The sequence below is a fragment of the Marinifilum sp. JC120 genome, from assembly GCA_004923195.1.
GTDB lineage: Bacteria > Desulfobacterota > Desulfovibrionia > Desulfovibrionales > Desulfovibrionaceae > Maridesulfovibrio.
Map to the genome: position 1 here is coordinate 54,605 of RDSB01000019.1, position 19,451 is coordinate 74,055.

The 19,451-nt window shown below is 47.9% G+C and carries 23 protein-coding genes and 1 riboswitch; of the genes, 13 read left to right on the plus strand and 10 right to left on the minus strand.

Features of this window, described 5'->3' with window-relative positions:
• The first annotated feature begins 11 nt into the window (after window positions 1–11).
• From fdnG to fdhE, 3 genes are all read left to right on the plus strand, one after another.
• Window positions 12–2,438, plus strand: a complete 2,427-nt coding sequence (gene fdnG / locus D0S45_16580) for a formate dehydrogenase-N subunit alpha (protein ID TIH12938.1) — start codon at window positions 12–14, stop codon at window positions 2,436–2,438.
• Between the two features lie 47 nt (window positions 2,439–2,485).
• A complete protein-coding gene (locus D0S45_16585) occupies window positions 2,486–3,220 on the plus strand; it encodes a 4Fe-4S dicluster domain-containing protein (protein TIH12939.1) in 735 nt (244 codons plus the stop codon).
• A 243-nt stretch (window positions 3,221–3,463) separates the two neighbouring features.
• The gene (fdhE, locus tag D0S45_16590; protein ID TIH12983.1) at window positions 3,464–4,312 is read left to right on the plus strand and encodes a formate dehydrogenase accessory protein FdhE; all 849 of its coding nucleotides are present in this window, start codon (window positions 3,464–3,466) and stop codon (window positions 4,310–4,312) included.
• A gap of 120 nt (window positions 4,313–4,432) precedes the next feature.
• Here the strand turns inward: fdhE and D0S45_16595 are convergent, their stop codons facing one another.
• Window positions 4,433–5,422: a hypothetical protein gene (locus tag D0S45_16595; GenBank protein TIH12940.1), complete on the minus strand. Its 990-nt coding sequence runs from the start codon at window positions 5,420–5,422 to the stop codon at window positions 4,433–4,435.
• A 154-nt stretch (window positions 5,423–5,576) separates the two neighbouring features.
• Complete coding sequence (locus D0S45_16600; protein TIH12941.1) at window positions 5,577–5,924, minus strand: hypothetical protein; 348 nt, start codon at window positions 5,922–5,924, stop codon at window positions 5,577–5,579.
• A 101-nt stretch (window positions 5,925–6,025) separates the two neighbouring features.
• On the opposite strand from D0S45_16600, the gene D0S45_16605 reads away from it, so the two are divergent.
• Complete coding sequence (locus tag D0S45_16605; protein TIH12942.1) at window positions 6,026–6,529, plus strand: hypothetical protein; 504 nt, start codon at window positions 6,026–6,028, stop codon at window positions 6,527–6,529.
• 154 nt (window positions 6,530–6,683) lie between these two features.
• Window positions 6,684–7,196 carry a hypothetical protein gene (locus tag D0S45_16610; GenBank protein TIH12943.1) on the plus strand — a complete coding sequence of 171 codons (513 nt, stop codon included), beginning with the start codon at window positions 6,684–6,686 and terminating at the stop codon, window positions 7,194–7,196.
• 90 nt (window positions 7,197–7,286) lie between these two features.
• Here D0S45_16610 and thiE read toward each other — a convergent pair whose 3' ends face one another.
• From thiE to thiS, 5 genes are read right to left on the minus strand one after another with little or no spacing between them, the layout of a single operon-like run.
• On the minus strand, window positions 7,287–7,937 hold the full coding sequence (gene thiE / locus D0S45_16615; GenBank protein ID TIH12944.1) for a thiamine phosphate synthase: 651 nt from the start codon (window positions 7,935–7,937) through the stop codon (window positions 7,287–7,289).
• Between the two features lie 29 nt (window positions 7,938–7,966).
• Window positions 7,967–8,587 (minus strand): sulfur carrier protein ThiS adenylyltransferase ThiF, encoded by a 621-nt coding sequence (gene thiF, locus D0S45_16620; protein TIH12945.1) that lies wholly within the window; start codon window positions 8,585–8,587, stop codon window positions 7,967–7,969.
• Window positions 8,584–9,705, minus strand: a complete 1,122-nt coding sequence (thiH, locus tag D0S45_16625) for a 2-iminoacetate synthase ThiH (protein ID TIH12946.1) — start codon at window positions 9,703–9,705, stop codon at window positions 8,584–8,586. The genes thiF and thiH overlap by 4 nt, the downstream gene beginning before the upstream one ends.
• 5 nt (window positions 9,706–9,710) lie before the next feature.
• The gene (locus D0S45_16630; GenBank protein ID TIH12947.1) at window positions 9,711–10,487 is read right to left on the minus strand and encodes a thiazole synthase; all 777 of its coding nucleotides are present in this window, start codon (window positions 10,485–10,487) and stop codon (window positions 9,711–9,713) included.
• 5 nt (window positions 10,488–10,492) lie between these two features.
• A complete protein-coding gene (gene thiS, locus D0S45_16635; GenBank protein TIH12948.1) occupies window positions 10,493–10,693 on the minus strand; it encodes a sulfur carrier protein ThiS in 201 nt (66 codons plus the stop codon).
• A gap of 69 nt (window positions 10,694–10,762) precedes the next feature.
• A riboswitch (TPP riboswitch) is annotated at window positions 10,763–10,864 on the minus strand.
• Between the two features lie 170 nt (window positions 10,865–11,034).
• Between thiS and D0S45_16640 the strand changes: the two genes are divergently transcribed.
• The gene (locus D0S45_16640) at window positions 11,035–11,970 is read left to right on the plus strand and encodes a hypothetical protein (GenBank protein TIH12949.1); all 936 of its coding nucleotides are present in this window, start codon (window positions 11,035–11,037) and stop codon (window positions 11,968–11,970) included.
• A 78-nt stretch (window positions 11,971–12,048) separates the two neighbouring features.
• Here D0S45_16640 and phoU read toward each other — a convergent pair whose 3' ends face one another.
• The 3 genes from phoU to D0S45_16655 all read right to left on the minus strand — a co-directional run bounded on the left by phoU (window position 12,049) and on the right by D0S45_16655 (window position 14,630).
• Window positions 12,049–12,717 carry a phosphate signaling complex protein PhoU gene (gene phoU / locus D0S45_16645; protein TIH12950.1) on the minus strand — a complete coding sequence of 223 codons (669 nt, stop codon included), beginning with the start codon at window positions 12,715–12,717 and terminating at the stop codon, window positions 12,049–12,051.
• Window positions 12,718–12,864: 147 nt separating this feature from the next.
• Window positions 12,865–14,337: a sodium/pantothenate symporter gene (locus D0S45_16650; GenBank protein TIH12951.1), complete on the minus strand. Its 1,473-nt coding sequence runs from the start codon at window positions 14,335–14,337 to the stop codon at window positions 12,865–12,867.
• Complete coding sequence (locus tag D0S45_16655; GenBank protein ID TIH12952.1) at window positions 14,337–14,630, minus strand: DUF997 family protein; 294 nt, start codon at window positions 14,628–14,630, stop codon at window positions 14,337–14,339. The genes D0S45_16650 and D0S45_16655 overlap by 1 nt, the downstream gene beginning before the upstream one ends.
• Window positions 14,631–14,916: 286 nt before the next feature.
• Between D0S45_16655 and D0S45_16660 the strand changes: the two genes are divergently transcribed.
• The 7 genes from D0S45_16660 to D0S45_16690 all read left to right on the plus strand — a co-directional run bounded on the left by D0S45_16660 (window position 14,917) and on the right by D0S45_16690 (window position 19,448).
• Window positions 14,917–15,696, plus strand: coding sequence for a PAS domain-containing protein (locus D0S45_16660; GenBank protein ID TIH12953.1), 780 nt, complete (start codon window positions 14,917–14,919; stop codon window positions 15,694–15,696).
• A gap of 5 nt (window positions 15,697–15,701) precedes the next feature.
• Window positions 15,702–16,157 carry an STAS domain-containing protein gene (locus tag D0S45_16665; GenBank protein ID TIH12954.1) on the plus strand — a complete coding sequence of 152 codons (456 nt, stop codon included), beginning with the start codon at window positions 15,702–15,704 and terminating at the stop codon, window positions 16,155–16,157.
• Window positions 16,154–16,564: an anti-sigma regulatory factor gene (locus tag D0S45_16670; protein TIH12955.1), complete on the plus strand. Its 411-nt coding sequence runs from the start codon at window positions 16,154–16,156 to the stop codon at window positions 16,562–16,564. Before D0S45_16665 ends, D0S45_16670 begins: the two co-directional genes overlap by 4 nt.
• Window positions 16,528–17,154: a stage II sporulation protein E gene (locus D0S45_16675; protein ID TIH12984.1), complete on the plus strand. Its 627-nt coding sequence runs from the start codon at window positions 16,528–16,530 to the stop codon at window positions 17,152–17,154. Before D0S45_16670 ends, D0S45_16675 begins: the two co-directional genes overlap by 37 nt.
• Window positions 17,130–18,401, plus strand: a complete 1,272-nt coding sequence (locus tag D0S45_16680) for a hypothetical protein (GenBank protein ID TIH12956.1) — start codon at window positions 17,130–17,132, stop codon at window positions 18,399–18,401. The genes D0S45_16675 and D0S45_16680 overlap by 25 nt, the downstream gene beginning before the upstream one ends.
• A gap of 61 nt (window positions 18,402–18,462) precedes the next feature.
• Window positions 18,463–19,053 carry a hypothetical protein gene (locus D0S45_16685; GenBank protein ID TIH12957.1) on the plus strand — a complete coding sequence of 197 codons (591 nt, stop codon included), beginning with the start codon at window positions 18,463–18,465 and terminating at the stop codon, window positions 19,051–19,053.
• 11 nt (window positions 19,054–19,064) lie between these two features.
• Window positions 19,065–19,448: a DUF1987 domain-containing protein gene (locus tag D0S45_16690; GenBank protein ID TIH12958.1), complete on the plus strand. Its 384-nt coding sequence runs from the start codon at window positions 19,065–19,067 to the stop codon at window positions 19,446–19,448.
• Window positions 19,449–19,451 lie beyond the last annotated feature (3 nt).

Sequence of the window (19,451 nt, forward strand, 5' to 3'; positions counted from 1 at the left end):
GGCGCGGTGCGATGACAAACCACTGGTGCGATATTGAAAATGCGGACTCTATCTTAATCATAGGTAGTAACGCCGCTGAGCACCATCCTATCTCCTTTAAATGGGTATTGCGGGCCAAGGACAAAGGCGCCTCGGTTATGCATGTTGACCCCAAATTCTCCCGTACTTCTGCGAGATGTGATTTTCACGTCCCCCTGAGATCGGGAACCGATATCCCCTTCATGGGCGGTATGATCAACTATGTTCTTGAGAACAACATGTTCTTTAAGGAATACGTTGCAAATTATACCAACGCAGCTTTTATCGTCGGTAAAGATTACAAGTTCTCCAAAGGACTTTTCTCCGGTTACGACAAGAAAGCCCGCAAATATGACAAATCCAAATGGGCTTTTGAGCTGGATAAAGACGGCGTACCCAAACGCGATGAATCACTGAAGCATCCCCGCTGCGTATTCCAGCTGCTTAAGAAGCATTACTCCCGCTATTCCCTGTCCAACGTTTCCAAGACCACAGGTGTCTCCAAAGATAACCTGATGCGGGTCTACAAGGAATACTCTTCCACAGGTAAGAAAGATAAATCCGGTACCATCATGTACGCATTGGGCTGGACCCAGCATACCGTTGGTGTTCAGAACATCCGTTCCAGTGCCATCTTGCAGCTCCTGCTCGGTAACATCGGTGTAGCAGGTGGCGGCATCAACGCCCTGCGCGGTGAGCCTAACGTACAGGGTTCCACTGACCATTGTATCCTCTGGCATATTCTGCCCGGATACCTGCCTATGCCCAAAGCCAGCATGGGGTCTTATGAGGATTACGTGAAGAAGACCACCCCGGTCTCCCACGATTCTGAAAGTGCCAACTGGTGGCAGCATAAGCCTAAATATATGGCTTCCCTGCTTAAGGCATGGCGCGGCGAGAACGCCTCAACTGATAACGGCTTCGGCTATCAGATGCTGCCCAAGGCTGATGACGGTGTGGATTACTCCTACATCTACATCTTCGACCGCATGTATAAAGGCGAGATCAAAGGTGGTTTCACATTCGGAACCAACCCGGCCATGAGTGTGCCTAACTCCAACAAGACCCGTAAGGCTCTTGATAATCTCGATTGGCTGGTTGTTGGTGAGATTCACCACACCGAGACTTCCGAGAACTGGCACCGTCCCGGTATTGATCCTGCTCAGAATAAAACAGAAGTATTCCTGCTTCCCTCCGCCCAGCGTGCGGAAAAAGCAGGCTCCATCTCCAATAGTGGCCGCTGGCTGCTTTGGCATTATGAAGCCTGCCGCCCCATGGGTGAAGCCAAGAGTATGGGTGAAATGTATGTGGATATTATCAACCACGTACGCCGTCTCTACAATAAAGAGAACGGAGCATATCCTGAGCCTCTGCTTTCCCTTGACTGGCCCGCATATTACGATGCCGAAGACATGGCCCAGCGCATTAACGGCCGTTTTACCAAGGACGTTGAATTCAAGGGCAAGAAGTACAAAAAGGGCCAGCAGGTACCTTCTTTTGTAGCTCTGGCTGATGATGGTTCTACCTCTTCATTTAACTGGCTCTACGCTGGCAGTTACACTGAGGAAGGCGGCAACAAGGCCAAGCGTCGCAGTCTGGAACAGACTCCCATGCAGGCCAAGATTAATCTCTATCCTAACTATGCATGGTGCTGGCCTGTTAACCGCCGTATCCTCTACAACCGTGCTTCTGTTGATGCCAATGGTAAGCCTTGGGCACCGCAGAAGGCCGTTATTGAATGGAACGGTTCCAAGTGGGAAGGCGATATTCCTGATGGCGGATGGCCGCCGAACGCAACTGGTAAGGGACGTTATCCCTTTATCATGCGTAAGGAAGGTCACGGACAGCTTTACGGTCCCGGCTTGCAGGATGGTCCTTTCCCCGATCATTATGAACCGGTGGAAACTCCTATCAAGAGCCATCCTTTCTCCCGTCAGCTCAGCAGTCCGGTCTACAAGCGCGTGTACAGTGATATGGACAAGCTTGCCAAGCCTGCTGATGAGCGGTTCCCCATCGTCCTCACCACCTACAGCTTGACTGAGCACTGGTGCGGCGGCGGTGATACCCGTAACACTCCGGTCTTGCTTGAAGCAGAACCGCAGCAGTACGTGGAAATGAGCCCTGAACTGGCCAAGGAAAAGGGAATTGCAAACGGCGATCCCGTTATCGTTGAAAGTATCCGCGGAAAAGTTGAAGCTATCGCTATGGTTACTGTGCGTATGACTCCGTTTGAAATCAAAGGCGAGACCGTCCATGAAGTCGGTATGCCTTTCTGTTTCGGCTGGACCTCCAAAGGGGCAGGGGATGCCACTAACCGCCTTACCCCGGCTGTCGGTGATCCTAACACCACCATTCCCGAGTACAAGGCCTGTCTGGTGAACGTTCGCAAAGCGAAAAAGCTCACCGAGATTGAAGAGTAACCCGCAACTAGGCCGGATTGAAAAATCCGTCTGCAAAGGAGTAAAAAATGCCTAAAGCATTCTTTGTTGATACTTCCAGATGTACGGCTTGTCGCGGTTGCCAGGTTGCCTGTAAGGAATGGCACGATCTGCCCGCGGTAGAAACAAAACAGCGCGGTTCGCATCAGAATCCACCTGATCTGAACCCCTTTAACTATAAATTGGTCCGTTTCAGCGAGCATCGCATCAACGGTAAGGTCGAGTGGTATTTCTTCCCCGACCAGTGCCGCCATTGCGACGTGCCTCCCTGTAAGGATATCGGTGATATGTACGTGACTGGCGCGGTCATCAAGGATGAAGATACCGGCGCAGTTCTTTTCACCGACCAGAGCAAACGGCTCAGTGCTGACGAGTGTCAGGAAATAACTGAAGCGTGTCCCTACAACATCCCGCGCCGCAACACAGGTTCCGGTATGTTGACCAAGTGTGACATGTGTATTGACCGTCAGCAGGCCGGAATTGTGCCTGTCTGCGTCAAGACCTGTCCTACCGGCACTATGAACTTCGGTGATCGTGAAGAGATGGTCGCTCTTGCTGAAAAAGCCCTCGAAAGGGTCAAGAAAGACTATCCCAACGCGGAAATAATCGACGCTGACGAAGTCAACGTAATCTATCTGGTGCAGGATAAGCCAGAACTCTACTACGAGTATGTTACTGCAGACGCTTCCGGCGTAGGCAACGGCGTAACCCGCAAAGAGTTTCTCGCTAATCTCGCTAAACCAGCCAAACGTATGTTTGGATAAATTGTGCCTCCGGCGGCTGGGGAAGGGAAACTTTTGGGAAAAGTTTCCCTTCCCCAGACCCCATCCCTTCAAAACTTTTTAGTAGGGCTTCGCCGCTGGGGTTGTTAAGTTTGGGGCAAATTAAACAAATTTCTACAGTTTATATAAAAAGCGCGTAGCGCATCAAATAGTTCAGGAGCATAAGTAGTGAGTAATAAAAAGAAACATGATGTTCAGGCGGGATTGCTGGCATTGCGCAAAAAGATGCCTGCTCTTGAGAATATTTTTGATGCATTCGGGCCGCTGGTTGTTGCACAGGAGAAGGCGGAAGAGTTGCTGACGGACTGGGACGGCTATACTGTGCCGGAAGCATACGCTCCGCGCTTTGAGCAGGGTGTGGCTTTGATGGCGGATATGGAATTGCCCGAACTCGGCGATAAGTTCCGCGAAGTTTTCATGTTGGTGGCAAGTGCAGTTGTTGAAGGTGTTCCTGCGATTTCAAAGCAGGTGGATGAGATCGTTATTGCAGTGGGCGAAGTTGAAAATTTTAATGATCTTGCCAAGGCTCTTTGGAATGAGGATAGCAAACTTCTGCGTTCGGTTATTGAAAAGTGGAAGGTTGATGACCAGATTCTGGCCTTTATAGGTACCTTGGCACTGAAGCCGTTTATGGTCCACATGGAGCCGGAGGCGGCAAAGGCCATTGAAAATATGACTTGGCATAAGGGATATTGTCCGGTTTGCGCTACTTTTCCTGATCTGGCTCTGCTCAAGAAATCCGGTGATGACAATGCTTATCTTAAATCTCATGGCGGTCAGCGTTGGCTGCACTGTTCCGGCTGCGGGCACGAATGGCGTTTTAAGCGCAACACCTGCCCATGGTGCGAAAATGAGGATATCGAAAAGCTCCGCTACCTACAGTCTGAGGAACGCCAGAACGAACGTGTGGATGTCTGCGAATCCTGCAAGCATTATTTCGTAACCCTCGATACCCGTGAACTCACTGACCAGCCTGACCCGCGTGTGGCCCCGCTTGGGTTGGTTCATCTGGATATCAAGGCACAGGAAGAGAAGTATCAGCCTTTGGCTGAGACTCCGTGGAATGTGTTGTAGATAATTTATGGAGATTGAAATTAGAAGCCGTTCTGTGTTTATTCGGCGTATCTAATTTTCATAAGAAAAGGCCGCTTTGAGTTATCAAGGCGGCCTTAATTTTGTGTAAAGTGGAATGTGTTAAGCAGAAAGTCTGTTGTATTTTTTTAGAAGATTTTTGGTTTCTTCTACATAGCGAAGTATTTCTCCGGAATCATGGACCATTGGCTGACCATTGAAGTCATTGAAAAGTTTCATGCTTTTAAAACCGTCCATATATCCGTTGTTGTAGCTTTTCACCTTGTTGATGAAATCTTCTTTAGATTTGGTATAGTAATGGTTTAGGACAAGTACATCTTCATTAAGGATGTTTTTCTTGTTGGTTATTTTCACATTGAAGTCATGCGCTGTACTGTAGTTTTGGCGAAGAATGCAGTCTGAACGGGTCATGGATTTGTAGGTGGATGGTTCTGCGAGGCGTTTGTCGTAGCTGGCAATTACGATGTCATCTGGAGCGTCATCGAAGCCGGATGCACCGAAATAATAGCTGGGAATGCGAATGTTACCTACATCGGGAATTGAATCAATGTATTCTTCTATGGTGTTGAATCCTGAAGACAGCTTGGGGTAAACAAATTCATCAATATCAACTTTAAGAACCCATTCAACATTATGCATGTAACGGACCAGGAAGTCTCCGTACGCAAGATACTGCATACATTGTTCTTTGTCCTTTTCTGTTCCATCGTATCCAAGTCCTTTGAGCTCAGGAAAAGGAATCAGGGTTACAGAACCTTCCTCAATGAACGGAGCTAATAATTTTCGTGATTTTTCATAATCACCATTGTCATAAAGGTAGAAATGTTCCACTCCCATCAATTTGTAATAACAAATCCATTCACAAATGAATTTATCTTCTGCTCGCATAATTGCCAGTATCCCAAGTTTTATCTTGCGGGGGAGATCTGTTTTCGAATCAGAAAGGTTGAATCTTTTACGTATTTTTCCTGCTTTGTAGTTAGTGTGTTGGAGGTATCCTGGGTATTGTCGAATGTTTATATATAGAAATTTAAGTGCGTTATATGCAATGGGGCAATTGGCGAGTATTTGTGAATCAAAAATAGTGGACATTAGCTTCTCTTTTTATTGTTGCCGAACAATGTTTATATTGAAATGGAATTCTTTATTTATGCAAATTTTTATTTTTATGAAATCAATGTCGGTTTGTCAATTGAGGGCGTAGTCTTAACGTGAATGAAGTGCTCATTCTGTAGCCTTAAGTTTCTTAGGGAGGTGTTTGTTCTTGGCAGGAAACCTCATTGCCCGCAATTAAATCTGCAAGTACTTTTTCTCTTTCTTTCGTATTATCAATTTCCAGTAAATAAATGCAATTCCAGCAACCCTCCCACAGGCAGTCCGCTTCTGGCGGATTTGTTAGTTCTTGGCGGAAGTTATCTGTTTCCCCCACATAAAGCATATTGACCTTGAATCCGGCCCGGTGTCCGCGGGGGTGGGTGTAGGAAAGGATGTATACTCCTGCTTCTTCAGGAATGGGCCGGGTCTTGGCGAATATCCCGAAAGTGTATTCTTTTCCAGATTTACCGGAGAAGGGCCATTCTTTTTGTTTGAACATTTTGTTTCCTAGACTTTATCTAGACAACGGTATTGTCGTTATGTAATAAATAATTGGGCTATGTTTGTTGTGATATAATAACTGATTATTAAGGAGAAAAAATGAAAAAAGCAATGAAGTTTGTACTGGCAATGGCAATGGTGCTGATGATGAGCGGTGGGGCAGTGGCGGCGGATAATTTTTATCCGCAGGGAAGTGCCTTGGTTCCGAATTTAATGTATTACTATATAAACGGTAATAATTGGACATTTCCGTATATAACTCTCACGAATATAACAGATAGTACTGTGAATTGCAGAGTTAGGATGTATGATTCAGAGGCAAATGATATCACATATCTGAGTACTGTCTCCAAAGGGGGAAGTAGCTGGGTGCCCGTTGCTCAGGGAACTGGTGATTTTAATATTCCCCCGCATTCAACGAGGATGTTTTATTTACAAGGAGCAAGTTCTGTTACTTTCACAGCTGGCTACGCTGAAGTTGAGTGGCAGTCAGATGATCCAAAAGCAAGAAAGGCTCTGGTTGGCGGGGCCAGAATACATCGAAGAGATGTAGACGGCAGATCATTTTCATCTTTTCTCATCAATAACGGCCAGCCCTTCTAAATTAAAACCTATCCACCTTCCCCCTGAACCGGAGCTTCTGGTTCAGGGGGGGGGTAGAGTTTTTCTAGATTTATATAAAGAATAGCTGTCAATGGCCGATAAATAGTAGGTTTATTTGTAATGGTTTTGAGTCTTTAATTTTAAAGGAGAAAAAATGAAAAAAGCAATGAAGTTTGTGATTGCAATGGCAATGGTGTTGATGATGAGTGGTGGGGCGATGGCACAGGGGTTTGATGCGCAGGGGAGTGCTTTAGTTCCTAATGTTGTTTATTCATATCATACAAATAACTACACGCAGTATACAGATATTATATTGAGTAATATTACGTCTTCAGATGTGCAGTGCAAAGTAACAGTATATGATCATAATGGAAATGATGTGACATCTCTATGTAAAGTAAGTACCGGCAGCGATAATACAGGAATTCCGGTTGCCGTAGTGTCTGGAGCAGAACTCTTCGATATTCCGGCTCATTCATCACGAATGGTTGTGGTTGGACGAGATCATATTGCTAAATATATCATTGGGTATGCAGTTGTTGAATGGAAATCTTCGGATACAACTCTTCGCCGTGCTCTTATCGGTGGAGTGAAGACTCCCGCAAAGTCCAGCAGCTATCATGGTAAAGGTGGAACTGCTTATATCAACAACGGCCAGCCCTTCTAAGCTGGTAATCACTTAAACCTATTCCACCGCCCCCCTGAACCGGAGCTTCTGGTTCAGGGGGGCGGTTTGTGAGTGGGGTCGATTTGAAATTTATTTTTTCATTGCTGCGCGCAGTTCACCGACCATCCCGCCGATATCATCTGCGCCGACAATTTCGGTGACAAGGGCAACGCACTTTGCGCCGCGATTCATTACCTCAGCAATGTTGTGTTCCTTGATTCCACCGATGGCTACAAAGGGGATGTCGATGTTTTTGACTACCCAGTCGAGATATTCGAAACCTACCGGATCAACTACGTCGTCTTTTGTGTAAGTTTTAAAGATAGGGCCTACGCCGATGTAATCTACGCCAGCTTCTACTGCGGCGAGGGCTTCTTCGGGAGCGTGAGTGGAAAGGCCGATAGCCATGTCTTCGCCAATGAGCTTGCGTACTGCATGAACCGGGAAATCTTCCTGCCCGATATGGATACCGTCCGCTTCGACCATCATAGCGAGGTCGATGTCATCATTGATGATGAAGGCGGCCCCGGCTTCGCGGGTCATCTTGCGGATCTCCATGCATTCTTCGTACTTCTGCCCGGATTTGATTTCCTTTTCGCGGTACTGAATCAGCTTGATGCCACTATCGAGCATTTCGCGGACAACTTCGATATTGGAACGGCCCTTGGAAAATTTGAGGGCGGTTAAACAGTATATGTCTGTATCAAGGATGTTCTGGCGGGTGATTTTTTGGGCGTTCATTGTTTGGTTCCTCGTTACTTATCTTCTATTTATCTGTTTTTAAATTTGTTCAGGTAATGGCTGAGTACAATGTCGGCCTGCTTGGCTGCGCAGATTGCCACTCTCGGAGAAAAGGGCGGAGTCTCGGCGTTGCACTCGGTTTTCATGTCCCCGACAATGTAGAAATTGTCGCGGACTTTGTGGGTTTTGATTTCATCCGTGTTGCCTGTGCCGCCCATGCCGGAAGCGGTTACCAGAAGTTTGCCCGTAGGCAAGAAGGTCTCCACCAGTGCTTTTTTAGCTGCGGCATCGTCAAAGGCTTCGATGATCACATCACATTCACCGTAAAAGTCATGCACGTTTTCACGGCTGATCGAAGTAACGTGGGCAGTAATGTCGAGGTCCGGGTTGATGGACCGTAGATTGTCGCAGAGGGCTTCGACTTTGCTGCGGCCAAGCTGGTCCATGAAATAGAACTGGCGGTTGAGGTTGGAATCCTCAATGGCGTCAAAATCAGCAACGATAAATTTTTTGAAGCCGCTGCGAACAAGATGCATGGCACAGTTAGAACCAAGTCCACCAGCTCCGGCAATGCCGATGCGGACTGCTTGCAGATATTGCAAGCAGTCCTCGCCGAGATATTTTGCTATGCCTTGTTCGGTGCGGTTCACGATGCTTCCTGCAGGGGATGCCAGTCTTTGAAAACAGGCTGGTAGCCATGTTTTTTGAGAACTTCGCACATTTCATCCACACTGCGTTCATCGCTGATGTCAAACTGGCTGACTTTATCTTCATCTTCTCCGGTATGTCCGCCAACTTCGGTGGAAACTCCGGCGGACATGCGGGTAACGCCCAGCGGAAGGATGTTTTCACGGAAATCCGGGGCCTCGCGGGTGGAAATGGTGATTCCGCAGCGGGGCAGGAAAATGCGCAGGGCCAGCATGTTCTGCACAAGAGCAGTATCGCTGACCAGCGATTTGGGAGTAAAGGCGTCGCCCACATGGGTGCGGATACGCGGCAGTGATACGGCAATGTCCACTTCGGGATATTTATCTTGCAGGTAGGCGGCGTGGATGCCTGTTTTCAGGGCATCGTGCTGCCATTCATCAAGACCGAGCAGGGCACCAATGTTTACCACGCGCATTCCGGCTTTACAGGCCCGTTCCGGGGCATCGAGGCGGAAACGGTAGTCAGCTTTTGGTCCTGCGGGGTGCAGGTCCGGGTACAGCTCTTCGTTGTAGGTTTCCTGAAACATGGTCATGCCGTCCACTCCGGCCTCTACCTGCCGGGCGTATTCTTCCTTGGTCATGGCGTAGATTTCAATGGATACGGACGGAAAATGTTTGCGCAGGATTTCCACCGCGGATTCAATATATTCCGGGGATGATTTGGCCCGTGCGTCCCCGGTAAGAATAAGCAGATGCTTGAGTCCGGTGGCGGCAATGGCCTTGGCTTCCTTTTCCAATTCATCCGGTCCCAGTTGGGAACGGGGGATGTTGTTCTTGGTGTTGAAGCCGCAGTACACACATTTGTTGGTACAGAAGTTAGCCATGTACAGCGGGGTGAATAACTGAATGGTCCTTCCGAAGTGCTGCAAAGTGAGCTGGCTGGCCTTGGCGGCCATTTCTTCGAGAAAGGGGATTGCTGCGGGGCTTAACAGGGCAAGAAAGTCTTCCGGGCTTAAAGTTGTCTTGTTAAGTGCGCGCCTGACATCGTGTTCGGTCACGGAGCCGAATTGCTCGGCAAGGGGGGCGTCGTTGTATTCGGCGCAGATGGGATAGAAACTCATTTTATTTATCCTTCGTGCAGGAATCCGGTAAGGGGTGAGGAGGCCTTGGCATGGCTGTGTTTTGCTCCGGGACCGGAGAGGTAAGCTTCGCGTCCGGCTTTTACTGCCCGGCCAAAGGCTTTAGCCATCATTATTGGGTCAGATGCGGTAGCGATAGCGGTGTTGACCAGACAGGCGTCAGCACCCATTTCCATAGCCTCGCATGCTTCGGATGGGCGACCTATTCCGGCGTCCACAATGATCGGCAGGTCGATTTCATCAATCAGGATGCGAACCATCTCGCGAGTTTTCAGTCCTCTGTTGGTTCCGATGGGCGCACCAAGAGGCATAACCGCTGCGGCTCCGGCATCAACCAGAGAACGGGCAATGTACAGATCCGCGTTAACGTAAGGCAATACTACGAATCCTTCTTTAGCAAGGATTTCAGTTGCCTTGGCGGTTTCGTAGCCGTCCGGCAGAAGGTACTTGTTGTCGGAAATGACTTCGATCTTGATCCAGTCGCCGCAACCCATGGCCTTGGCAAGGCGGGCGATGCGGACCGCTTCTTCAGCTGTGCGCGCCCCGGAAGTGTTGGGCAGCAGCTGCATGTGTTTGGGAATGAAATCCATGACGTTTCCGGTGTCGGATTCCAGATCAACCCGGCGCAGGGCCACGGTGATGATCTGGGAGCCGGAAGCTTCACAGACATCCGGGATTACTGAGTCATCGGCGTACTTGCCTGTTCCGGTGAGCAGGCGGCTGTTGAATTCAAGGCCGCCAAGTTTGAAAATATCATTATTCATTTTAATCAACCTCCGCCTACAAAGCGCAGTATTTCGAGGTGGTCCCCGTCATTTATTTCAGTGGAGCCGTAGTTTTCAGCCGGGACGATTTCCATGTTGAGTTCAACTACTACGGTTTCAGGTGGGAGATTCTTGGATTCAAGAAGGTCCAGAACAGTAAGTGTCCCGGTTAGTTCGGCATCCTTGCCGTTAAGCTTTACGATCATTTTCACTCCGTAAAAAAAAAGCTCACCACAGGATAGGGCGAGCGCAAGAATAGATAAGATATTGAGGATATGAATCTATTTATGCTTCCCTACGGCGGGATTACCCGCATCAGGTTCAAAGGGACAGGCGAAAACGCCATCTCAGCCATAAAGGCACCCCCAGCGAGAGAGAGACTATGAAATTAGACGGGTGGTGTAAAGAGGAAAAGAATTAAATACAACTTTTCGGCGCCGTCTGGGTGGGGCGGGCGTTACATTTATCTTGAATTTAAGCTTGAGATCGAATAGTGAATATCTCTGTGTTTGATTATAGCAATAAATAGCAAAGGAAGTGAGAAATCATGAGGTTAAGAAGTTTACTACTGTGCCTTGCAGTATCGTTGTTTATACTGGGAGGCTGCTCAAAGTCGTTCAATGTTGCTCCGCCTGCTCCGTCCAGTGTTGATTATTCTGCTCCTACTGAAGAGGAAGTTGTTTTTACCCTTGAAGATGTGCGTAGTGGAGAAGACAGACAGTTCTCAGTAGGCACCATTACTGCCTATCTTGATATTAATAATGAAGTCATGTTCTTGAAAAATCATCTTGAGAAAGAGTTGAAGATGCGTGGCGTTCATATCGGAAAGGACGGTGCGGCAGCACATCCTTTAAATCTTGAGATTCGCAAATACCGTATTCGAAACCACCGCAGTAGTGGATTTTCACCGTATTTTACCTTTATGACTTTCAGTGCTGATTTATATGACGGAGATCAGAAGCATCGTATTACAAGTTACTTTAAAAATGGCAAGGTTCCTATCTGGGCTTTCCGGGAAGTAGAGCACCCCTGCTACAATATTCCGATCAGCCTTATGGTCAAAGAAGTTGCTTCCAAGATCAACAGACATGCAATGAAATACGTTGCTCCTGATGCTGAGGTTGAGCGTCTTTCCCGCGAGATTCAAGCTGGATATGATCAGGATAATATTTACATGAAGGTATTGGAGTTGGGCTATACTAACAATCCGAAAGCCATCGAACCGCTGCTGAATCTTGCATCCCATGAAGACACCATGGTTTGTGCCTGTGCGGTAAGTGGATTGGGTATGTTGCAAGCCAGTGAGCAGCTTCCTTTTCTTATTGAGTTTTACCGCGAGCATGAGAATACTCAGAAGTTTATGGCCTTAAAGGCCATCGGGGATATGGATACTGAAGCCTCTCACGCTTTCATGGATTCGGTCAGGAACTCGGAAGATTATGAAGAGGAAATGATCAAAGAAGTAGTTGATCTTTATTATTAAGTTTCACTAAAAGTGTTTGATAAATAAAAAAGGAGACCCAGACAGGTCTCCTTTTTTTGTTATAGCTAGCGTGATATTCTATTTCTTCCCACCAAAAAACTCAGCGTATTTAATAAAATAGATATGCTCGGCAATGTTGGTGATGTGGTCGCCGACACGTTCAAGACAGCGCATGGTGAAGAGTAGGGAGATAAATCCCTTGCCTTCGAGGTCTTCGGCCTCCACACAATTTCTCATGCCGGAGACACCTTCCTTGAACAGGGCATCCACGTTGCTGTCGCTATGCCAGACATCAAGGGCCTTTTCTACGCTCAAGTCTTTGAATGCTTCTAGGATGCTGGAAAGCATGGCGGTCAGCTCCTGCCCCATGTGCTGGACGTAGCCCAGATGTTGGACGTGTTCCTCGGCAAAGCCGCGTTTGCCTTTCTTGGCAATGCTTTTGGCGTAGTCGGCAATGCGTTCTATGTCTGATGCAATTTTACTTGCGGTCAGGACATAACGCAAATCTCCGGCCTTGGGCTCCATCTTGGTTATGATCATCAGGGACATCTTGTCCACTTCGCGCTCAAGGTCGTTGACTTTTTTGTCCGTTTCAATGATCGCTTCCGCATTCTCTGGGTTATTTTCCTCGAAAGTATTAATGGCTTTTGTCAACTGACTTAAGGCCAGATTACCGAGTTCAAGGACCAGTGCCTGAAGGTCGGAAAGTTCCTTTTCGTAAACCTTCAGAGGATGGTGCATATCCATTTCATTATACTCCTGTGCCCGGACTGAAGGGCTGTATCGGTGGCAGTTAATTCCTAAACAAGTTTCGCAATCAGCAATTACGTGATTTTTGTTACGAAAACATGTCGTCCCTGTTCCGGGAGAGTGGATATACCTGCCGCAGTCCGGCTACGCGGGAGTTTGACCTCTCTTTGCTTTGGACAGTCCGGCATATGAACCGATAACAAATGCGCTCAGCGAGGCCAGAGTCGTGGGCACGATTGCATGTACTCCGCCCATGGCAGGTTTCATGATGGTCAGCACGATGAAGGTTCCCACACCGATAACAATGGAGGATATGGCTCCGGTTGCGTTGGCCTTATCCCAGTACAGCCCGATAACGATTGGGCAGAGGAATGCAGCTTCAAGTCCGCCGAAAGCGAAAAGGTTGATCCAGACCAGTAGATCCGGCGGTTGGATGGCAGCAATAAAGACTATCAATCCTACGACCACAGTACAGATCAGGCTCATTTTTTTGATGCTGACCAGAGTCATGCGCGAGGCATCCCCATCTAAGCGGTAATGAATGTAGAGATCTTTGATAATAGCGGCAGAAACCAGCAGAAGCATGGAATCCACTGTGGACATGATGGCGGCCAACGGTCCGGCAATGAAAACTCCGGCCCAGACCGGGGAAAGCAGCTCCACGATAAGCGAGGGCATTGCAAGGTCTCCGGCCGGAAGATCGGGGAGGATTGCTCGTCCGAAGGTTCCGGCAAGGTGGGCGCAGAGGATCATGAAGCCGATGAGCAGGGTGCCGATGATCATGGCATCATGCATGGCTTTTGAATCACGATAGCCCATACAACGCTGGGTGGTCTGGGGCAGTCCGAGGATACCGATACCCACCAGTACCCAGAATGAAAGAACAAAGGGTTGCGGTACTGCGTCTTTTGGTCCGGTGGGGGTGATCAGGCCGGGATCAATGGCTTTGAGGGACTGGACACAGTTTTCCATGCCTCCTCCGGCATTGATGACCGCAAGCAGGATAACCACAACTGCCACAACCATGACAATGCCTTGAATGGCATCAGTGAGAACCACGGCCCGGAAGCCGCCGATGGCGGTATAAAGGACCACACTGACTCCGAATAGCACAAGGCCTATAATGTACGGGTATCCGGTCACGGTCTGGAAAAGCCTTGCCCCGCCGATGAATTGGGCCAGCATGGCAGCCATGAAAAATACAATCAGGGCCACGGAGCAGAGAATAACCACGGCGTCGCTTTTGTAGCGGGCGCGCAGGAAGTCGGTGATGGTAACCGAATCGGTGCGGCGGGCCATGATGGCGAACCGTTTACCGAGAATTCCAAGGGTCAGGAAAGTTGTCGGGACCTGAATCATGGCTAACAGTACCCAGCTGAGGCCCAGCTTGTAAGCAACGCCGGGACCGCCCACAAAACTGCTGGCACTGGTGTAGCTGGCGATGATGGTCATAGCCAGTACCATGCCGCCCATGGAGCGTCCGCCGATGAAATAATCTTCAAGGAAACCTTTGGAGGATTGGGTTGATTCTGCTTTTTTACGCGCCCAGAAAGCCACGCCGAAAGACATTGCCAGATAGATAATTACCGGGATGACGGTCATCATGGTGTTACTCATTACCGTTCCTCCCCGGATATTTTGTCTGTTTCTTCATCATCTAAGGGCATGTCTTTGAATTTGAAACGGACCAACGCCCAGAGCAGGATTGTGATCAGTGGGTAGCCTACAATGCAGCTGTAGAAGAACCATTCCGGCAGTCCGAATACATATTCATATTGGTCCGGATCGCCGCTGCCCATGCCGTAGGCACAGACGTACCACCAGATGAAGTAAAGGGCGTAGGCCCCCAATGTAAGCAGGGCTTCTTTGTTGGCCTGCGCAAATCGCCAGTCCTTGGGATGTTTGTCCATGGTGAATGGCCTCGAGGTGAGATGTTTATGGTTGCGTGGATCAGGCGTTCGGATTGGATTGTTGTGGAAGTTATAAATGCCGACGCCGCGGGTTGATTGCCTTATGGATGGGATAAATGCAAGTTTTTTGTGGATTGGGCATACTACGCTGAATCTATAATCTATTTTGAAATACAAAAAGTGACGTCTGTTTTAGAGCAGTGCTTACATTTGTGTAGTGGATGTGTTATTTTGGGATAGTTTAAGATTTATCTGTGTATGGTTGGATATAAAAGGGGATAAAATTATGTCTAGTGAAGATTTTGCTGTTTCGATTCTGGGTCAGGTGCCAACTCCGGTTATGGCTGTGAATAACGATTACGAGTTGATTTATCTGAACGAGACCGGGCTGAAACTTTTGGAGAAAGGTTGGGAAGAGGTCAAGGGGCAGAAGTGTTATGACCTTTTCAATTCTGCCCATTGCAAATCCGATGAATGTCGGGTGAAGCAGGCAATTGCAAAACAGACGACTTGCACTGCGCGTAACGAAGTGCGTATAGGCCAGCGGACAATTCCTATTGAGTATACTGCTGCGCCTCTGCGCGATGACGAAGGTAATATTATCGGTGGTTTGGAATATATAGTTGATATTACCCGTCAGGTCCGGGATGAGCGTAAGTTGCAGGAACAGAGTAAAACTATCCTTGAAATTTCTACCCCAGCCATCAGCCTTTGGGAAGGTATTATCGTTTTGCCGCTGGTAGGTGTTGTTGATTCCTTCCGCGCCCAGCAGATGATGCAGGCCATGCTTGCCAAGATCAAAGAAACTGCCGCTAAAATTATTATTCTTGATATTCAGGGCGTTGCTGCCGTTGATACAGCTGTTGCCAACCATCTTATCAAGATTACCAAGGCCACCAAACTTATGGGATGCAAATGCCTTATCTCTGGTATTTCCCCGGCCGTGGCGGAAACCATTGTCCAGCTTGGTATCGATCTTGGTGATATTGAGACAAGCTCCACCCTTAAAGATGCTTTGGCTGACGCCTTTGAGCAACTCCAGTTTGATGTCAGCACTGCAAAGTAATCTTTATGCGAGATTTTCATGAAATACAGATCGTTGACGGCTGTCTCATTGCTCCCGTGCCAGCGGAGTTGGAGGAGGCAGTTCTGGAAGGATTCAGGCATAAAGTTCTGGAGCAGGTTAGCTCACGGTCTGTAAAAAGAGTTATTATTGATGTCTCCAGCAGGGAGATATTGGATAGTAGCGGATATACAGCCGTTACCGATTGTGCCCGGATGATCGGGTTGCTCGGAGCTGAGGTTGTTTTTGTTGGTTTTCAACCGGGGGTAGTGTCGGCTTTGATTGATCTTGAAGTGGACATGGACGGACTGACTTGTGCCTGTAGTATGGAAGATGGGCTTAGCCTGTTTCGGGCCATGGATGTTCCTGACGAGCCGGAAGATGATGACGATGGTCAACAAGATATGGATTCTGAAGAACCGGTTGAGTCGACTGAAACCGGAGAAGACGAGGATTCTATATGAGTAGGCTTGTTCTTGAGCAGGAAGAGATAGAACTTGCCCATATATCGGACAATGTCCTTGCTCTCAGTGCGGCCCGTCATATGGCCGAGAGGATAGGCTTTAACGAGGTAGAGCAGAGCCTTATAGCCACCGCAGTTTCTGAATTATCGACAAATGCGGTTCGTTACGGCAGGGGCGGAGTTCTGATTCTCAGGCATATCAGTAATTGCAAGAGAGAAGGAATTGAGGTGGAGGCTACTGATTCCGGTCCCGGTATTGCGGATATCGATCAGGCTTTGACCGACAGCTACAGTACTGCACAAAGCCTTGGACTGGGGTTGCCGGGGGTGAAGCGGATTATGGATGAGTTTGTGATTGAATCTTCTGAAGAATGCGGAACACAATGTTTGGCCCGGAAGTGGAGGTAGGCTTGAATTTGGTTGACTGCCATTTGATAAAAAAATGTTTGCTTATCCATGAGGATGAGTGCGGTGATGCCGGATATATTCGACAGGAAACTAGGAGTTGTTTTTTTGCCTTGATTGATGGGTTGGGGCATGGGCGTGCGGCAAGTATGGCTTCCAGCGCGGCAATCCATTATCTTGAGAGCAATGATGACCTTGATTTGACTGAACTAATGCAAGGGATGCATGGGGCCTTGATCGGTACACGGGGAGCCGTTGCCGCCCTGTGCCGCTTGAATCTTGATACCGGGCGGATGGACTATACCGGTGTAGGCAATATTTGTACTAGGGTTTTCGGGGGCATTGATAATTTTCGTTTTGTACCGTCAGACGGAGTGGTCGGTTACCACCTGCCAACTCTGCTGGTGAAATATGTTTCACTCAGTCCGGGGGATGTGGTCATGCTTTATTCGGACGGGATAAAGGAAAGTTTTGAGGAATTTGAGTGTCCGGGACTGCTTGTCGGTTCTGCCGAAGATATTGCAGGGAGAGTTTTCAGCCATTTCTACAAGGGCGATGACGATGGTTCATGTCTTGTTGTGAGGTATGGATGATGGTTGAGCTTGGAGTGTTGGAAATAGAAGATTTCCCTTCTTTTAATGAATCGTGCCGCAAGGTTCTGCGTCTTGGCAGGGAGGTCGGTTTCAGTTCCCTTGAAGCGTCCAAATTGGCCTCGCTTTTTTCAGAAGCTGTCAGGCCTGCGGAGAGCTGGCCGATCAAGTTGTTTTTTTCTCTTGCTGATAAAGCGTCCCATATTTTTATTGAGATGGGGGTTCAGTTCAGTTGCGATGTCATTATCTCTCCTGCCCTTAAATCATATTTCAGTGTTTCCTGTCCGAAAGAATCAGCCGAAGATAAATGTTTTAAGTTATGCCGCGAGTTGCCGTTGGGGACTCGGATTCCAGGTCCCGAAAGGCTGCGATGTATCCGGGAGATGCTTTTGCTTCCATCTCGGGAAGAATTGTTGCGCTGTCTTGAAAAGAAAAACAAGGAGCTTGAACAGAGCGAAGCCCGTGTTCAGGAAGCCTTGTCCATGGTCTCAAGCAGCATCCGTTATGCCAGCCGTATTCAGCGGTCCATTCTGCCCGCAAAATCATTTCTTGAGAATATTTCGTCTGAATGTTTTGTGCTTTGGGAGCCGCGTGATGTGGTTGGCGGTGATATTTATTGGGCCCGAAAGTGGGGGGATGGGGCATTGCTCATTCTTGCCGATTGTACCGGGCACGGGGTTCCGGGGGCTTTTATGACCCTGATTTCCAGCGGAGCTCTCGATATCAGCCTGAATAAAGTAGAAGCGGGGGATTGTGGTGGTTTAATTCAGAACATGCACAGCCACATACAACAGGTTCTCAACCAGTATCGCTGGTCAGTAGATGATGGGGAGTGTTCAGATGATGGTTTGGAACTCGGCGTTTGCTATCTTTCCGGCAAAAGAGATGAACTGATCTATGCCGGGGCTGGCTTTCCCCTTTTTATTAGTGATGAAGCCGGGGTTCGGCAAGTCAAAGGTGATCGTAAGGGCATAGGTTATCGTGGGGTTTCGGAGGATACTGTCTGGACTAACAAAAAGATAGCTGTACGTGATGACATGCTTTTTTATATGGGGTCGGACGGTATTTTCGACCAGATAGGAGGGGTGAAAGGGCGTGGTTTTGGTAAGAAAAGGTTCCGCGCTCTTCTGGAGTCAGCGCGCTCTTCTCCTCTGAGCGGTCACGGAAAGATTATTTACAATAAGCTGGTTGAATATCAGGGGGCTGAAAAACGGCGTGATGATGTTTCGGCTTTTGGATTTAAGGTGTAGAGTAGAGATTAGGATTTGAAATTTATTCCTAATAGGATTGTTTAAGCAAAGGATGGGTGTAATGAGCGTGGATCTTCCTCCGGTCAGTTCTATGGCAGGTGACTGCATGCTGGCTAAAGATATGTATGATTTTCGTAATTATCTCCAGAATACAGGGATAATTTTCTGTTACAGCGGGTACGTTACAGATGATATCCTGGTGGGAATCGGCAATGCCATCAAGCAGAAGCTGACCATTGATGAGGAAGATTCCAATACTACGAGAGCCGTTTTTTCTGTATTTGTGGAGCAGGTCCAGAATGTTATTCGCTATTCTGCTGAAATTGAGACTACACATGATATGACCGAGCTTAGATATGGGGTCATTACAGTAGGCAAAAAGGATAATAGGGTTTTTATAACCTGCGGGAATATAATTAAAACCTGTGACAAGGAACGGTTAGGATCAAAACTCGCCCAGATTCAGGGAATGGATAAGAAAGAACTTAATAAGTTGTGGAAAGAAACTTTGCGTAATGATCCTCCTGAAGGCAGCAAGGGTGCCGGTGTAGGGCTGATCGATATTGCGCGTCGGGCAAGGAAGGGATTTACTTTTGATTTTGCAGAAGTGAATGATGTTCATTCTTTTTTTACGCTCAAGGCGTATATTTAGGAGGGATGGATATGAAAAATATTAAGATTGAAGCAACTGACCGATCGCCGGAGCTAGATTTGAATTTTGAAATGAATTCATTTTGCATAAAAGGTGAGTCTTACCCGGAAGATGTGACGGAGTTTTACGGCGGAATCTTGAAATCTATGGAGAATTATTTTTCCAACCTTGAAGGCGAAACTATCGATTTTTGTTTTGAGCTGATTTATTTTAACAGCTCCAGCGCCAAGGTTTTTATGAGTTTGTTCGATATGCTTGAGGAAGCGGCCGAAGAAGGCAATACGGTCAATGTTGAATGGGTGTATGTATCGGATGATGATAATATGGAGGAACTCGGCGAAGAGTTCGGGGAAGATCTTGAAGCTGCAAATTTCATCATGAAACCAGTGGAGTGATGA

Coding starts and splice junctions, on each gene's coding strand:
- fdnG (TIH12938.1), top strand. CDS start 12: ATGACAAACCACTGGTGCGATATTGAAAATGCGGACTCTATCTTAATC.
- D0S45_16585 (TIH12939.1), top strand. CDS start 2,486: ATGCCTAAAGCATTCTTTGTTGATACTTCCAGATGTACGGCTTGTCGC.
- fdhE (TIH12983.1), top strand. CDS start 3,464: ATGCCTGCTCTTGAGAATATTTTTGATGCATTCGGGCCGCTGGTTGTT.
- D0S45_16595 (TIH12940.1), bottom strand. CDS start 5,422: ATGTCCACTATTTTTGATTCACAAATACTCGCCAATTGCCCCATTGCA.
- D0S45_16600 (TIH12941.1), bottom strand. CDS start 5,924: ATGTTCAAACAAAAAGAATGGCCCTTCTCCGGTAAATCTGGAAAAGAA.
- D0S45_16605 (TIH12942.1), top strand. CDS start 6,026: ATGAAAAAAGCAATGAAGTTTGTACTGGCAATGGCAATGGTGCTGATG.
- D0S45_16610 (TIH12943.1), top strand. CDS start 6,684: ATGAAAAAAGCAATGAAGTTTGTGATTGCAATGGCAATGGTGTTGATG.
- thiE (TIH12944.1), bottom strand. CDS start 7,937: ATGAACGCCCAAAAAATCACCCGCCAGAACATCCTTGATACAGACATA.
- thiH (TIH12946.1), bottom strand. CDS start 9,705: ATGAGTTTCTATCCCATCTGCGCCGAATACAACGACGCCCCCCTTGCC.
- D0S45_16630 (TIH12947.1), bottom strand. CDS start 10,487: ATGAATAATGATATTTTCAAACTTGGCGGCCTTGAATTCAACAGCCGC.
- thiS (TIH12948.1), bottom strand. CDS start 10,693: ATGATCGTAAAGCTTAACGGCAAGGATGCCGAACTAACCGGGACACTT.
- D0S45_16640 (TIH12949.1), top strand. CDS start 11,035: ATGAGGTTAAGAAGTTTACTACTGTGCCTTGCAGTATCGTTGTTTATA.
- phoU (TIH12950.1), bottom strand. CDS start 12,717: ATGGATATGCACCATCCTCTGAAGGTTTACGAAAAGGAACTTTCCGAC.
- D0S45_16650 (TIH12951.1), bottom strand. CDS start 14,337: ATGAGTAACACCATGATGACCGTCATCCCGGTAATTATCTATCTGGCA.
- D0S45_16655 (TIH12952.1), bottom strand. CDS start 14,630: ATGGACAAACATCCCAAGGACTGGCGATTTGCGCAGGCCAACAAAGAA.
- D0S45_16660 (TIH12953.1), top strand. CDS start 14,917: ATGTCTAGTGAAGATTTTGCTGTTTCGATTCTGGGTCAGGTGCCAACT.
- D0S45_16665 (TIH12954.1), top strand. CDS start 15,702: ATGCGAGATTTTCATGAAATACAGATCGTTGACGGCTGTCTCATTGCT.
- D0S45_16670 (TIH12955.1), top strand. CDS start 16,154: ATGAGTAGGCTTGTTCTTGAGCAGGAAGAGATAGAACTTGCCCATATA.
- D0S45_16675 (TIH12984.1), top strand. CDS start 16,528: ATGCGGAACACAATGTTTGGCCCGGAAGTGGAGGTAGGCTTGAATTTG.
- D0S45_16680 (TIH12956.1), top strand. CDS start 17,130: ATGTCTTGTTGTGAGGTATGGATGATGGTTGAGCTTGGAGTGTTGGAA.
- D0S45_16685 (TIH12957.1), top strand. CDS start 18,463: ATGAGCGTGGATCTTCCTCCGGTCAGTTCTATGGCAGGTGACTGCATG.
- D0S45_16690 (TIH12958.1), top strand. CDS start 19,065: ATGAAAAATATTAAGATTGAAGCAACTGACCGATCGCCGGAGCTAGAT.